Genomic DNA, 14446 nt, shown 5'->3' with positions numbered 1-14446 from the left:
CGGCAAACACCAGCCGGCCGCCGCCGTCGGGTTCTTGGTCCCCCCTCGGCTCCTCACCCGCCTCCGCCCCTTCGCCGCGCCCGACCGACGCCGCCAGCCGTTCCATGAACGCGCGCAGTCGCCCGATCGGCAACTGCATCAGGTCGTGCAAACACAGCCCTGGTAGCGCTTCCAGCTGCGCGCGCGACCACGCCACCCCCGGGGGCATGAAGCGCCGCTGGGGGGGCAGCACCGCGTCGGCGTCGGCCTTGCAGCCGACGCGCCACAACAACGCTTCGGACTTCAGGCGTGCGCCCTGGCAGGCCGGGCAAACGGTGTAGCTGCGGTATTTGGACAGCAACACCCGGATGTGCATCTTGTAGGCCTTGCTCTCCAGGTAGTCGAAAAAGCGCCGAATGCCGTACCATTGGTGTCGCCAGTCGCCGCTGAAGGCCGGGTCGCCGTCCAGCACCCAGCGGCGCTGCGCTTCGCTGAGGTGCGACCAGGGCGTGTCACGCGGGATGCCGGCGGCCTCGGCGTGGCGCATCAGGTCGTCTTGGCACTCGCGAAACGCCGGGGTCTGGATCGGCTTGATGGCGCCGGCACGCAGCGTCAACCGCGGGTCGGGAATCACCAGACCCCAATCCACGCCGATGACGCGCCCAAAGCCGCGGCAGGTGTCGCACGCGCCCGCGGGGCTGTTGAACGAGAACAACGCCGGGCGCGCGGGCGCGTAGCGCAGGCCGCTTTCCGGGCAATGCAGGCCCGCGGCGTAACGCCAGCGCTCGGGTGGGGCGTCGCCGTCGCGCAGCGCGAACACGCTCATCTGCCCGCCGCCGCGTTGCAGCCCCGCCTCCACCGCCTCCAGCAGGCGGGCGGGTTCGGCGGCGCCGGCGCGCAGGCGGTCCACCACCACCTCCAGCCGCCGCTGGCCGTCGACCACCTCCTCGTGGTGCACGCGGGTGTAGCCGCTGGCCGCCAGCCACTGCTGCACGGTCTCGGGCGGGGTGTCGGCCGGCAAGGTCGCGGTGAAGGTCAGCACCAAGCGCGGGTCCCCGGCCGCCACGGCGCGCGCACGGATCGCCGCGGCAATGCTGGCCGGGGTGTCGTCGCGCACCTCCTGCGCCGTCATCCGGTCGAACAACCGCCCGGCGCGCGCCAGCAGCAGCTTGAGGTGGTCGTTCAGTTCGGTCATCGTGCCCACCGTGGAGCGCGAGTTGCGCACCGGATTGGTCTGGTCGATGGCGATCGCGGGGGGCACACCGTCGATGCGGTCGACCGCGGGCTTGTCCATGCGGTCCAGAAACTGGCGCGCGTACGCCGAGAAGGTTTCGACGTAGCGCCGCTGGCCTTCGGCGAACAGGGTGTCGAACACCAGCGACGACTTGCCCGAACCGCTGGGCCCCGTGACCACGGTGATCTGACCGGTGTGGATGTCGACGTCCAGGTTGCGCAGGTTGTGCTGACGCGCACCGCGGATGCGGATCACCCCTTGCAAGGGCACGCCCTCGTCGTCGGTGGAGGGGGCGGCGGTGGGCAACGGCGGGCGGGCGGTCATGGCTCGGTTCCCTGGGGTACGGCAACGGGGCCAAACATTGTAGGCACGGGTCGCTAAACTTGCGCCTGACATACCCCATGACCATGGAAGCGAAGGAGACGCATCGATGGCTGCCATCCCACCCGTGTGCGACTTTGGCTGGAAGGCGCCGGGCTTTGAGCTGCCCGGCGTGGACGGGCGCCGCTGGCGCTACGAGGACATCCGCGGCCCCAAGGGCACGCTGGTGATGTTCATCTGCAACCACTGCCCGTACGTGCAGGCCATCTTGCCGCGTTTGGTGCCGGTGACACGGCAACTGCTGGACATGGGCATTGGCGTGGCGGCGATTTCGTCCAACGACCCCGAGGCGTACCCGGAGGATTCGTTCGACAACATGCAACGCCTAGCGCGCGAGCGCGGCTTTCCCTTCCCCTACCTGTACGACGAAACGCAGGAGGTGGCGCGCGCCTGGGGCGCCGTGTGTACACCGGACTTTTTTGGCTTCAACGCCGCCGACGAGCTGCAGTACCGTGGGCGCTTCGATGCCTCGCGCAAAGAGACGGCGCCCGAGGGCTCGCCGTGCGATCTGCTGGAGGCGATGAAGCTGATTGCCGCCACGGGCCAAGGCCCGCGCGAGCAGATCGCCAGCATCGGCTGCTCGATCAAGTGGCGTTCGGCTTGACCACCAGCACCGGCACCTTGGCGTGCGTGAGCACCTTTTGCGCCACGCTGCCCAGAATGAGCGCTTGCACGCCCTTGCGCCCGTGCGAGGCCATGACGATCAGGTCGCACCCCTCGGCCTCGCAGGTTTCGAGGATGCCCTCGTAGACCACGTTGCGCTCGATCGTGTCGCCCGCGTAGGGCACGCCGCGCGCTTCGCACACCTGGCGCAGGTCGTCCAGGGCCTGGGTGGCGGCGGCTTTGGCCTCGGCCAGGTAGGCTTGCAGGCCCACCGCCGAGGCGTCCCCGATGCCGATGTAGGGGAAGGGATCGATCACGTACACCCCGACCACCTGCGCGCCATGCTGGCGAGCCAGGTTGGCCGCGAACTCGCCGGCCGCGTGCGCCAGGGTCGAGCCATCGACGGGAACCAGGATTTTTTTGAACATTGGTCGATCTCCTGCTGGATGGGATGACGCCATCTTAGCCCAGCGCGCCGGCGCTGCCCAGCGGTGCGCCCCCGACCCGCAGCGCGCGTGCACATCGTTTGCGTTACGTCAAACGGTGACGGGGTCGGGCGCCAACGCCTCGACGGCCACGGCGCAGTACTTGACTTCGGCGATCTTGGCCACCGGGTCCAGCGCCGCGATGGTCAACAGGTTGGCGGCGGCCTCGGCGTAAGCGAACGGCCAAAAGACCACCCCGTCGGGCACCGCCTCATCGACCCGCGTGGCCACCGTCACCTGGCCGCGGCGCGTGCGCAGCCGCACCGGCTGGCCGGCCTGCAGGCCCAGGCGCGCCAGCAAGGCCGGGTGCACGCTGACGTGCGGCACCGGCTCCAGCGCGTCCAACACGGCGCTGCGGCGCGTCATCGCGCCGGTGTGCCAGTGCTCCAGTTGCCGACCGGTGATCAGGACGTAGGGGTAGTCGGCGTCGGGCGGCTCGGCGGGCGCTCCCGGGCGGGCGGGCACCAGGCGCGCGCGGCCATCGGGTGTCGGGAAGCGATCGGTGAACACGATCGGGTGACCGGGATCGTCCGGCGCTGGCACGGGGTGCGTGACGGCGCCCTCGCGCAGCATGCGCGCCCACGACAGCCCCGCCAGCGCCGGCATCAGGCTGCGCATTTCATCAAACACGCGCCCAATACCGCTGTCGGGCTCGGGCGCCCCGCCGTGCGGGTCGATGCCGTAGTCCCAACCCAGTCCGAAACGCTGCGCCAGTTGCTCCAGGATCCAGGCGTCGGCGCGCGCCTGGCCCGGCGGGGCCACGGCCGGGCGGCCCAGTTGCACCAGGCGGTCGGTGTTGGTGACCGTGCCGGTTTTTTCCGGCCAGGCCGCCGCCGGCAACACAACGTCGGCCAGCGCCGCGGTCTCGGTCAGGAAAATGTCGGCCACCACCAGGTGCTCCAGCCGCGCCAGCGCCGCACGGGCGTGGGCCGCGTCGGGGTCGCTCATGGCCGGGTTTTCACCTTGGATGAGCATGGCCCGGATGCGGCCCTCGTAGGCGGCGTCGAGGATTTCGACCACCGTCAACCCCGGCTCGTCGGGCAAGGTGCCGGGCGCCAAGCCCCAGGCGGCCTCAGCCGCCGCACGGTGCGCCGCCACCCCGACGCGACGGTAATCCGGCAGCACCATCGGGATCAGGCCGGCGTCGCTGGCGCCCTGCACGTTGTTTTGTCCCCGCAGCGGGTGCAGCCCCGTGCCGGGGCGACCGATCTGGCCGGTCAACAGCGCCAACGCGATCAGCGCCCGCACGTTGTCGGTGCCGTGGCTGTGCTGCGCCACACCCATGCCCCAAAAAATCATGCTGGCAGGCCCGCCGGCGTAGGCACGCGCCACCTCGCGCAGCGTCGCGGGGTCGATGCCGCACAGCGGCGCCATCGCCTCGGGCGACCACGGCCGCAAGTACTCGCGCAGCGCCCGCAGGTCGTCCGGGTGCACGCGCACCGCGACGAACGGTTCGTTGACCAGCCCCTCGGTGACGATGACGTGCAGCAGCGCATTGAGCAACGCCACGTCGCTGCCTGGCGTGAACCCCAGGTAGCGCCAGGCGTAACGCGCCAACTCGGTGCGGCGGGGGTCGGCCAGCACCAGCCGGGCGCCGCGGCGCACCGCGTTTTTGATCCAGGTGGCCGCCACCGGATGGTTTTGCACCGGGTTGGCGCCGATGACGACGATCACGTCGGCGTGGGCGCAGTCGCGCACCGGGTTGCTGACCGCGCCGGAGCCGATGCTTTCCATCAACGCCGCGACGCTGGAAGCGTGGCACAGCCGCGTGCAGTGGTCCACGTTGTGCGTGGCAAAGGCGCTGCGCATCAGCTTTTGGAACAGGTAGGCCTCTTCGTTGCTGCCCTTGGCGGATCCAAACCCCGCCACCGGCACCGCGCGGCCGCGCAGGCCGGCCGCACGCGCGGCGTCGCGCACACGCGCCAAGCCCGCCGCGGCCACGTCCAGCGCCTCTTCCCACGTGGCGGGGCGAAACTGCGCCAGCAGCGCCGCGTGGTCGGCCCGTCCTCCGGGGCCGTGCATCAAGATCGCAGGGTCTTTGGGGGCGTCGGCGCGTCGGATCAGCGGCTGCGTCAGGCGCTGCGGATGGTGCACGTAGTCCATGCCAAAGCGGCCTTTGACACACAGCCGCCCGTCGTTGGCGGGGCCAGGCGCCCCGTCGACACGGTCGATGCGCCCGTTGCGCACGTGCAGCGTCAAGGCACAGCCCACGCCGCAAAAGGGGCACACGGTGTCCACCGTGCGCTCGGCGCGGCGGGTGTACGACCCGTTGGCCGGAGCCAGCGCCCCCGTGGGGCACGCTTGCACGCACTCGCCACACGCCACGCAGGTGCTGTCGGCCACGGCGTCGCCCTGGTCAAAGACGATGCGGGCCTGTGTGCCGCGCCCCGCCAGGCCCAGCACGTCGTTGCCTTGCACGTCACGGCACGCCCGCACGCAGCGCGTGCACTGGATGCAAGCATCGAGCCGCACGGTGAACGCAGGGTGGCTGGTGTCGGGCTGCGCCTCGGTCTGCGTGGCCCCGCGGACCGGCCAGCGTTCGGGCTGGGCGGCGATCGCGCGCACCCAGTGCGTCAGTTCGCTGTCGCAGCGCAACGACGCGCTGTCCGGAGCGTCGGCCGCCAGCAGCTCCAGCACGGTGCGGCGGGCGCGCTGGGCGCGCGGGCTGTCGGTGCGCACCTGCATCCCCGGGTCGGGGCGGCGGCAGCACGCCGCGGTCAGGGTGCGCTCGCCGGCCACCTCGACAACGCAGGCGCGGCAGTTGCCCGCCGGTGGCAACCCCGGGCGGTGGCACAGGTGCGGCAGCGTCGTGCCCAGGCGCTGCGCCACGGCCCACAGCGTTTCACCCGGCTGGGCGTGCACGGTGCGCCCGTCCAACGTGAATTCGACGGTGGTGGGGTTCATGGGGACACCTCGTGCGGGAAGTAGCGCAGCACGCTGCCGAACGGATTGGGCGCGGCCTGCCCCAAGCCGCAGATGGAGGCGTCGCGCATGGCCTGGGCCAGATCGTCCAGACGGGCACCGTCCCACACCGGTTGCTGCATCAGCGCCACGGCCTGCCTGGTGCCAGCGCGGCACGGGGTGCATTGGCCGCACGATTCGTGCTCGAAAAAGCGCAGCAGCGACAGCGCTGCGTCGCGCGCGCGGTCGGCCTCCGACAACACGACCACCGCCATCGAGCCGACGAAGGCGCCGTGCTCGGCCAGGGTGTCGAAATCCAGCGGCACGTCCGCCAGCGAGGCCGGCAGGATGCCGCCCGACGCGCCGCCCGGCAAAAAGGCGTACAGGCGGTGACCTTCGGCCATGCCACCGGCGGCGTCGATGAGCTCGCGCAACGTGCTGCCGGCGGGCAGCAGGTAGCAACCGGGCCGCTGCACCCGCCCGCTGACGCTGTAGCGCCGCCAGCCATGGCGGCCGCGCACGCCCGCCGTTGCCCAGGCCGCGCCGCCGTCGCGCAGCAGCGTGGGCAGCCACCACAGCGTTTCCACGTTGTGGGCCAGCGTCGGCCGCCCAAACACGCCGCGCAGCGCGGTGATGGGGGGACGCAACCGTGGCAGACCGCGTTTGCCCTCCAGCGATTCGATCAGCGCCGACTCCTCGCCACATATGTAGGCGCCCGCACCGCGGCGCAGCTCGATCACCGGGCCACCGGGCGGCAGCAGGGGCCGTTGCGCCCGGCCAGGGTCGACCACAGCGGTGTCACCAAACGCCGCCGGGTAGCGCTGCTGCCACTGCGCCAGCCGCGCCCGCAACGCCACCAGCTCGTCGCCCAGCAGCGCACGCACGTCGTGGTACTCGTCGCGCACGTAAACCCACAGCCGCTGCAGCCCGACGACCGCAGCGGCGATCAACATGCCCTCCAGCGCCGGGCGCGGGTCGTGCGCCAGCAGGTGCCAATCCTTGAAGGTGCCGACCTCGCCCTCGTCGATGTTGACCACCCCCTCGCGCGGCCCAGGTTGGCCCGCCACCGTGGCCCACTTGCGCCACGCTGGAAAGCCCGCGCCGCCCAAACCCCGCAAGTCGCTGGCCTGCAGCTCGCGCAGCACCGCCGCTGGCGTCAGCTCACCGGCCAGCAGGCGCTCCAATTGCGCGTAATCGTGCGGCTGCAGCGGCGCGCCGCTGGCCGGCAGCGCGCGCGGCGTGCTCGGGCCACTGCGCGCGCACGCCACCACCGCTTCGTCGGTCGCCGGCGCCATCTGACGCTGCCCCACGCACGCCGCCGGCGCCTGGTGGCACTGACCCATGCAGGGCGCAGCCTCCACCGCCACGGTGTCGTCGCCTTGCAGGGCCTGGCGCACGCGCGCCAGCAGCGCCTCGCCGCCCGCCAGCGCGCACGGCAGGCTGGTGCACACGCGCACCGTCACGCGCGGCGGCATGGCACCGTCGTCCAGCACGCGAAAGTGGTGGTAAAACGTGGCGACTTCGAACACCTCGGCTTGGCTCAGCCGCAGGCGCTCGGCCAAGGCGGCCAGGTCGTCGCGGGTCAGCCCCCCCAAGGCGTCTTGCAGCCGGTGCAGGTGCTCGATCAGCAGGTCGCGCCGCGCGGCCAGCCCTGCGCATGCCTGCGCCACGCGCTCGCGCGCGGCGGGGCTGGGCGTGCGTCCTTTGGGTTGCGCCCGGCCACGGCCGATGCCCGACGGGGGAACCGCCACGGAGGGCGTCGGACCTGCTGCATGCTGCATACGTTGGCTCCTCTTTGGGTGGCATTATGCACAATTGTGCATACACCAACCACAGCGGCTTTAGCAACCCGACGCGCGCTGCCGCGCTTCGACCCGCGCCCAGATGCCCAGGCGCGTGGCGTCGTCGGCGTCCGCCCACGCCGCGATCTCGTCCAGCGTGCGCCAACAGCCGGCGCACCAACCGCTGACCGGATCGATGCGACACACGCCCACGCAAGGCGACGGCACGCCAGCGCCCCCCGCGGCCCGTCGCCGCGCCGCCTCCAGCGTGACCGTCGGCCGCGGCCCGGGCACCGCCGTTGGCTCAGCCATGATGATGCCCCGGACGCACGGTGACGTCCAGCACCGGCGCGCCGGTCCAGCGGCGCAGATCGTTGGGCGTGAGCTTGAACACCGCGTGCGGGTGGCCTGCGGCGGCCCAAATGACGTCAAAGCGCCACAGCTCGGCGTCGATCAGCGTCACCGGCGGCGTGGCATGGGCCAGCGGGGCCACCCCGCCAATCGAAAACCCCGTGGCCGCCTTGACGAAGGCGGCGTCGGCCCGCCCCAGGTGCTGGCCCGGACCGCACACATGCGCGGCCACCTTGGTTTCGTCGACGCGCCGGTCACCGCTGGTGATGACCAGCACCGCCACATCGTCCGGCAAGCGGCGAAAGATGATGCTTTTGGCGATTTGGCCCAGCGCCACGCCCAAGGCGTCGGCGGCCTGCTGCGCGGTACGCGCCGCGGCGTCCAGCATCACGGGCGCACCGGCGGCCCCCAGGTCACGCAACGCCGTCGCCACACGGCGCACCCCCTCGGGCAAGGCTTGCAGTTCGGATCCACACATGGGCGCATTATCACGGGCGGCGCCGCGTCACGCCGGCATCGCCCACGATGCGCATAAGGCCTCAGCCTGCGCCAACACCGTCTGCACCGCGGCGTCCTGCAAGTCGGGCGGGTAGCCGTATTTGCGCAGGATGCGCTTGACCAGCACGCGCATGCGGGCGCGGGCCGACTCGCGGTGCGCCCAGTCCACCGTGACGTTGTCGCGCAGGGAAACCAGCAGCTCGTGGGCGATCACGCGCAGCTTGGCGTCGCCCATCACCTGCACGGCGGATTCGTTCTCGGCCAGCGCGTCGTAGAAGGCGATTTCCTCGTCCGACAGCCCCTGCTCCTCGCCCCGCTGGCGGGCGGCGCGGATGTCACGGGCCAGCTGGATCAGCTCCTGCAGCACCTCGGCGGTGGTGATGGCGCCCGCGTGGTAACGCGCCACGGCCTCTTCCAGCCGTTCGGAAAACGCCTTGGTCTGCACCACGTTGGTCTTGGCGCGGGAGCGGATGCCGTCGTTGAGCAGTTTCCTCAACGCCGCGAGCGCCAGGTTTTTCTTCTCCATCTGCTGCACCTCGGCGAGAAACTCGTCCGAGAGGATGGAGATGTCCGGGCTCTTGAGGCCGGCGGCGGCCAGAATGTCCACGATCTCGGTGGAGACCACCGCGCGGCTGACGATTTGCTGGATCGCCAGCTCGCGCTCTTGCTGGGTGATACCCGAGCCTGTATCGCTCTTGATGAGCGCGGCACGGATGGCCTGGAAAAAGCCCACTTCCTCACGCACGGCGCGGGCTTCGTCCGACGCCGAGGCCAGCGCGAAGGCCTTGGACAGGGCCAGCACCGCGTCAGGAAAGCGCCGCTGCGCGGCTTTCTTGTCCTGCGGGGTGGAGGCCTGCGCCACCCATTGCTGCTGCTTGTCCAGGATCCACTCGATGGCGCCAGCCATCGTCGCCAGCCGCGCCTGCGGCGCCGCCTCGAGCGCCGGGTGGTAGTCGAAGCCAAAGAACATGCCGCGCACGACTTCGAGCTTTTCCAGCAACACTGCGACGGCCTCGGCTTCGTCGATGCCGGTCTGCTCACGGTCGCGCGGTGAGTATTGGGCCAGCGCGTTCTTCAGGTTCTGCGCAATGCCGATGTAGTCCACGATCAGCCCGGCAGGCTTGTCGCGGAACACGCGGTTGACGCGCGCGATGGCCTGCATCAGGCCGTGGCCGCGCATCGGCTTGTCCACGTACATCGTATGCATGCAGGGCGCGTCGAAGCCGGTCAGCCACATGTCGCGCACGATCACGAGCTTGAGCGGGTCTTTCGGGTCGCGGGCGCGCTTCGCCAAAAGGTCGCGCCGCGCCTTGTTGCCGATGTGCTTCTGCCAGTTGGCCGGATCGGAGGCCGCGCCCGTCATCACGATCTTGACGCTGCCGGCGTGGTCGTCATCGCTGTGCCATCCGGGACGCAGCTTCACGATCTCGTCGTAGAGCTTGACGCAGATGCGCCGGCTCATGCAGACGATCATCGCCTTGCCGTCCAGGGCCGCCACCCGATCCTCGAAGTGGCGGACGATGTCCTCCGCGACCAACCTCAAGCGCTTGTCCGCGCCGACCAGGGCCTCCACCGTGGCCCACTTCTGCTTCGTGCGTTCGCGGGCGGACTCTTCCTCGCCTTCCAGGATCTCCTCGATCTCCGCGTCGAGCTTGGGTTTTTCGTCCTCGGCCAGCTCGATGCGCGCCAGGCGCGACTCGTAGTAGATCGGCACCGTGGCGCCATCTTCCACCGCGCGGCTGATGTCGTAGATGTCGATGTAGTGGCCGAACACCGCCGGGGTGTTCACGTCGTCGGCCTCGATGGGCGTGCCGGTGAAGCCGATGAACGAGGCGTTCGGCAGGGCATCGCGCATGTACTTGGCGAAGCCGTAGGAAATCTCGCCGGTCCTGGCGTCCACCTTGGCCTTGAAACCGTACTGGCTGCGGTGCGCCTCGTCGGCGATGACCACGACATTGCGCCGCAAGGTGAGCGGCCCCTCGACCTCGCCGAACTTCTGCAACGTGGTGAAGATCACCCCGCCCGACGCCCGGTTGAGCAGTTCTTTCAAGTGCTCGCGCCCCTCGGCCTGCACCGGCGTCTGGCGGATCAGGTCGCGGCACATCGAGAAGGTGGCAAAGAGCTGATCGTCGAGGTCGTTGCGGTCGGTCAGCACGACCAGCGTGGGGTTCTCCAGCGCGGGATGCTTGACCAAGAGGCCGGCGTAGAAGGCCATCAACAGGCTCTTGCCCGATCCCTGTGTGTGCCAGATCACGCCGGCGCGCCGGTCGCCGGGGCGCTGGCTCTTGACCGAGGGCAGGCCGTAGTCGGCCGGGTCTTCCTGCACGACATGGGCAGGCGGCATGGCACGCACGGTCTGCTCCACCGCCTTCTTCACCGCGTGGAACTGGTGGTAGCCGGCGATGATCTTGACGAGCCCCGACCCGGTTTCGCCGAATACCGTGAAGTCGCGCAGCAGGTCCAGCAGGCGCCGAGGCTCGAACACGCCGGCGATCAGCGTCTCCAGCTCCGGCGCTCCCTTGGGCGCCACCTCCCGGCCGTCGGTGGTGCGCCACGGCATGAAGCGTTCGAGATCGGCCGAGAGCGAGCCCACCCGCGCCATGAGTCCATCGGACGCCACCAGCAGCGCGTTGGTGTGGAAGAGCTGCGGAATCTGCTGCTTGTAGGTCTGCAACTGGTTGAACGCGGCCACGACGGTGGCCTGGTGGTCTCCCGGGGCTTTGAGCTCGATCACCGCGACCGGCAGACCGTTGACGAACAGCACCACATCGGGCCGCCGCTGATACTGCCCGTTGATGACCACGAACTGGTTCACCGCCAGCCAGTCGTTGTTGGCCGGGTCATCGAAGTCGATCAGCCGCGCCTTGCCAGCGGTGAGCACGCCATCATCCGCGTAGTACTCCACATCCACGCCTTCGGTCAGCAGGCGATGGAGGCGGCGGTTCTCCTCCAGCAGGTTCGGCAGCTCGGACTGCGTCACGCGCCGGATCGCGTCGTGCCGGGCTTCAGCGGGCAGCGAGGGGTTCAGGCGGGCCACCGCTTGCTCAAAGCGCCGCTTCAGCACCACCTCGTCGTGGCTCTCGCGCTCGGGGCGATGCCCGTCGGGGCCGATGTTCTCCTCGCGCTCGATGCTGTAGCCGAGCGCGCGCAGCTGATCCAGAAGGGCGTTTTCCACCTCGGCTTCCGACAGAAAGGCCATCCTTCAAGCTCCGGCCGGTGTTGGCAGCGCCAACATGTTCTCGATCAGGCGGATCATCACGTCCTTGTTCTTGGCGTCGGATTCCGCCACCAGCAGCGCCAGCGCCGCCAGCCCCACGTCGTTGATGACGGGCTCGCCGTTGCGTAGCAGGCGCCCGTTGCGCGCCAGAAAGTCCACGAACAGAAAGGCCCCGGTACGCTTGTTGCCGTCGGAAAACGGGTGGTTCTTGATGACGAAGTACAGCAGATGCGCCGCCTTGGTTTCGATCGTGGGGTAGGCCGGCTCGCCAAAGACCGTCTGCTCCAGGTTGCCGAGGATGGCCGCGAAGGCGTCGCCGCGCTCCTGCCCGAACAATTCGGACGCTTCGCCACGCGCCATCAAGTCGGCCTTGAGGCGGGCGATGGCCGCGCGGGCTTCATCCAACGTCGGCAGCACCCCGCCCGGGCTGCCTGCCGGGGCGGTGAGCAAGCCTTCGTCGTAGCGTTGTAGCCACAAAAACGTTTGCGTGTAGCGGGCGATCACGTCCACCAGCCCGCGGCCCTGCTCGGCGGTCAGCGCCTCACCGGCAGCGGCCTTCTTCGCCAGTGCCAGCGCCGCTTCCAGCTCGGCGGCGTTTTGCTCGAAGCGCTGCCGGTCCAGGCTGTAGCCCTGGGTCAGATGCTCGCGCAGCACCCGCGTGGCCCATTGGCGGAAGCGCGTACCTTGCTGCGACTTGACGCGGTAGCCGACCGAAATGATGACGTCCAGGTTGTAGTACTCGACCTGGTAGGTTTTGCCGTCAGCGGCAGTATGTGCAAATTTTGCACACACTGCCCCGCGCTCCAGTTCGCCCTCGGCGAACACATTGCGGATGTGCTTGGTCACGACCGAACGCTCGCGGCCAAACAGCGCGGCCATCTGCTCCTGGGTCAGCCAGACGGTCTCGCGGTCCAACCGCACCTCGACCCGCGCTTCCGCGCTGTCGTAGATGATGACGTCGGCGGCAGGGTTCATCGGCTTTCCTCCCTGAAATGGATCGTGAATGCGGTGGACTCAACGACAAGCACATCGTGCTTGCTCATGCCGCGACGCGCTCCAGGAAGGTTTCGGCATCCTTCACGCGCAGCTCGCCGGAGATCAGCCTTGGGAGCAACGCGTCGCGCAGGGCGGTGAGGGTGCGGGATTGCGCCATAAGATCCAGACGCTGGCTCAGCGCAAAAATCTTCCCGAACGCTTCTGCCAGAGGAACTGGCGGCACCACAACGATAAGGTTCGACAGGAATCCGTGAACGTCAAAGTTCGGAAACGCCGTTCCCGTTCGGAAAGATTGAAGCATGCCGTCTCGATACGCTTGACGGATCTGCATCCAACAAATCGCTGCTTGTGCGGGTGTGCAGCCTGGGTCCAGGCGCTTGCAGAAGTTGCTATAGCCGACGGGGGCGCCAAGAAGTGCCTCGTACCCACGCCTCCAGATCATGCTCCGACCACAGAACGAGCCCGATCCCTCGATCAGGATCGCTCCTTCCATCAACTCGCGGTCTGCAACTTGCTTAGGTGATAGCCAACGTACTGGGACATCAGGGATGCGCCCCTCTGCTAAGTCGTGACAGTCGATTCCACGCAAGCACCGCACTGCGACCGTCGCTCGAGCCGATGGTTCGCCCTCACCCCAGGCGCCGCCTAAGCCAACGGAGAAGAAATCGTTCAGGGGCCCCACCCCCCACCCCTCCGGAATCTCGCCCAGTTCCGAATCCACCAGCCGGTCGGGGAAAAGGTCGTAGAGGTGCGCGGGCAGGCCGGGCAGGGTCTCGCCGCGGCGCCAGCGGCCCTCCATCTTGGCGCGCACGGGTTCGAAGTCCACGAACCATGCCTTGAACAGCGCCCGCGCCATCGCCTCCAGCGTCTCGCTCATCCGCCGGTTCAGCTCGATCTTGTCGTCCAGCGTGCCGAGGATGTGGGCGATGGCGCGTTGTTCACCTTCGCTTAGCGGTATGCGGATTCGTCGCGCATGAGCAGCGTCACGGTTCAATCCAGGAACCGCGCTATCGGCGTTCATGTGCTCTAGCCCTAGAGATTTGAGCAGGTAATAGCGGTATCGAAGCACCGACGGGTCTTTGCCGGTCACATAGAATGTTGTGTCTATTGGCCAACAGGGGACAGGCGAGTAGTGAACAGCGCCCACTGTGCCTTTGCGACCGATAACTACAGTTGGGCCATCCGTCAGTGGCATGTCATGGAAACCAACAACACCATTTGAACCGTAAACAGGGACGTTCCCCGTTGCGCTCCGCCGTATCTCTGGCAGGCCTTTACCGTAGGCGAACGGTGCTAGTTCACCAACTGTTACTTCGACCCACTCACCCGCCATACCCCAGCTCCTCCAGGTTCCTGGCGATGGCCGCATCCAGCCGTGCCGCTTCCGCCCGCTGCTTGCGCCACTGTGCTGCCAGCCGCGCCATCTTTACTTCGAATGGTTCGCCGTCGTCTTCCTGCGCCGCCGCGCCCACGTAGCGCCCCGGCGTGAGCACGTAGTCGTGCCTGCGGATCTCGTCCAGCGTGGCGGATTTGCAGAAGCCGGGCACGTCCTGGTATTCGCTCGCGTCTGGCTCGCCGCGCCAGGCGTGGTAGGTGTCGGCGATTCTTTTGATCTCTTCGTCCGTGAGTTCGCGGCGGGTGCGGTCCACCAGCACGCCCATCTGGCGCGCGTCAATGAAGAGCACCTGCCCGCGGCGGTCGCGCAGGCCCTTGCCCGGGTTCTTGTTGCGGGCCAGGAACCACAGGCAGGCGGGGATCTGCGTGGAGTAGAAGAGCTGCCCGGGCAGCGCCACCATGCAATCCACCACGTCGGCCTCGATCATGGCTTTGCGGATCTCGCCCTCGCCCGACTGCTGCGAGGACATGGAGCCGTTGGCCAGCACCACGCCCGCCGTGCCGTTGGGGGCGAGGTGGTGATGGATGTGTTGCAGCCAGGCGTAGTTGGCGTTGCCCACGGGCGGCACGCCGAACGTCCAGCGCACGTCCTCGCGCAGACGCTCGCCGCCCCAGTCGGAAATGT

11 protein-coding genes are annotated in these 14446 nt (G+C 68.9%); 1 reads left to right on the top strand and 10 read right to left on the bottom strand.

The genetic code is table 11. The annotated features are described in order from the left end of the window. Positions 1 to 1537: excinuclease ABC subunit UvrA (locus Taqua_RS12125; RefSeq protein ID WP_484421945.1), on the bottom strand; the 1537-nt coding region annotated here is incomplete at its 3' end. Between the two features lie 106 nt (positions 1538 to 1643). Between Taqua_RS12125 and Taqua_RS12120 the strand changes: the two genes are divergently transcribed. Next, a complete protein-coding gene (locus Taqua_RS12120) occupies positions 1644 to 2198 on the top strand; it encodes a thioredoxin family protein (protein ID WP_144326869.1) in 555 nt (184 codons plus the stop codon). Here Taqua_RS12120 and Taqua_RS12115 read toward each other — a convergent pair. The 9 genes from Taqua_RS12115 to Taqua_RS12075 form a co-directional block, all read right to left on the bottom strand. Next, positions 2179 to 2625, bottom strand: coding sequence for a universal stress protein (locus Taqua_RS12115; RefSeq protein ID WP_185969624.1), 447 nt, complete (start codon positions 2623 to 2625; stop codon positions 2179 to 2181). The genes Taqua_RS12120 and Taqua_RS12115 overlap by 20 nt on opposite strands. Before the next feature lie 108 nt (positions 2626 to 2733). Then, positions 2734 to 5586: a molybdopterin-dependent oxidoreductase gene (locus tag Taqua_RS12110; protein ID WP_144326867.1), complete on the bottom strand. Its 2853-nt coding sequence runs from the start codon at positions 5584 to 5586 to the stop codon at positions 2734 to 2736. Beyond that, complete coding sequence (locus tag Taqua_RS12105) at positions 5583 to 7364, bottom strand: NADH-ubiquinone oxidoreductase-F iron-sulfur binding region domain-containing protein (RefSeq protein WP_144326866.1); 1782 nt, start codon at positions 7362 to 7364, stop codon at positions 5583 to 5585. Before Taqua_RS12105 ends, Taqua_RS12110 begins: the two co-directional genes overlap by 4 nt. 60 nt (positions 7365 to 7424) lie before the next feature. Further along, on the bottom strand, positions 7425 to 7676 hold the full coding sequence (locus Taqua_RS12100) for a DUF1289 domain-containing protein (RefSeq protein ID WP_144326865.1): 252 nt from the start codon (positions 7674 to 7676) through the stop codon (positions 7425 to 7427). Further along, positions 7669 to 8193, bottom strand: coding sequence for a YbaK/EbsC family protein (locus Taqua_RS12095; protein ID WP_144326864.1), 525 nt, complete (start codon positions 8191 to 8193; stop codon positions 7669 to 7671). The genes Taqua_RS12100 and Taqua_RS12095 overlap by 8 nt, the downstream gene beginning before the upstream one ends. A 27-nt stretch (positions 8194 to 8220) precedes the next feature. Beyond that, entirely contained in the window at positions 8221 to 11412 is a 3192-nt protein-coding gene (locus tag Taqua_RS12090) for a type I restriction endonuclease subunit R (RefSeq protein WP_144326863.1), read from the bottom strand. A 3-nt stretch (positions 11413 to 11415) separates the two neighbouring features. After that, positions 11416 to 12405: a virulence RhuM family protein/type II toxin-antitoxin system death-on-curing family toxin gene (locus tag Taqua_RS12085; protein ID WP_144326862.1), complete on the bottom strand. Its 990-nt coding sequence runs from the start codon at positions 12403 to 12405 to the stop codon at positions 11416 to 11418. A gap of 64 nt (positions 12406 to 12469) precedes the next feature. Continuing rightward, a complete protein-coding gene (locus Taqua_RS12080; RefSeq protein ID WP_144326861.1) occupies positions 12470 to 13759 on the bottom strand; it encodes a restriction endonuclease subunit S in 1290 nt (429 codons plus the stop codon). After that, positions 13749 to 14446: N-6 DNA methylase (locus Taqua_RS12075; protein ID WP_144326860.1), on the bottom strand; the 698-nt coding region annotated here is incomplete at its 5' end. The genes Taqua_RS12080 and Taqua_RS12075, both read right to left, overlap by 11 nt.

Origin of the sequence: Tepidimonas aquatica, assembly GCF_007556585.1 — a bacterium.
GTDB classification, from domain to species: domain Bacteria; phylum Pseudomonadota; class Gammaproteobacteria; order Burkholderiales; family Burkholderiaceae_C; genus Tepidimonas; species Tepidimonas aquatica.
Note: the sequence above shows the minus strand (reverse complement) of the source record. Positions and strands in the feature narration are given on the sequence as shown.

Excerpts from the sequence above, each read along its gene's own strand:
- Taqua_RS12090 (WP_144326863.1), bottom strand. The coding sequence starts at position 11,412 with ATGGCCTTTCTGTCGGAAGCCGAGGTGGAAAACGCCCTTCTGGATCAG.
- Taqua_RS12110 (WP_144326867.1), bottom strand. The coding sequence starts at position 5,586 with ATGAACCCCACCACCGTCGAATTCACGTTGGACGGGCGCACCGTGCAC.
- Taqua_RS12115 (WP_185969624.1), bottom strand. The coding sequence starts at position 2,625 with ATGTTCAAAAAAATCCTGGTTCCCGTCGATGGCTCGACCCTGGCGCAC.
- Taqua_RS12085 (WP_144326862.1), bottom strand. The coding sequence starts at position 12,405 with ATGAACCCTGCCGCCGACGTCATCATCTACGACAGCGCGGAAGCGCGG.
- Taqua_RS12080 (WP_144326861.1), bottom strand. The coding sequence starts at position 13,759 with ATGGCGGGTGAGTGGGTCGAAGTAACAGTTGGTGAACTAGCACCGTTC.
- Taqua_RS12105 (WP_144326866.1), bottom strand. The coding sequence starts at position 7,364 with ATGCAGCATGCAGCAGGTCCGACGCCCTCCGTGGCGGTTCCCCCGTCG.
- Taqua_RS12095 (WP_144326864.1), bottom strand. The coding sequence starts at position 8,193 with ATGTGTGGATCCGAACTGCAAGCCTTGCCCGAGGGGGTGCGCCGTGTG.
- Taqua_RS12120 (WP_144326869.1), top strand. The coding sequence starts at position 1,644 with ATGGCTGCCATCCCACCCGTGTGCGACTTTGGCTGGAAGGCGCCGGGC.
- Taqua_RS12100 (WP_144326865.1), bottom strand. The coding sequence starts at position 7,676 with ATGGCTGAGCCAACGGCGGTGCCCGGGCCGCGGCCGACGGTCACGCTG.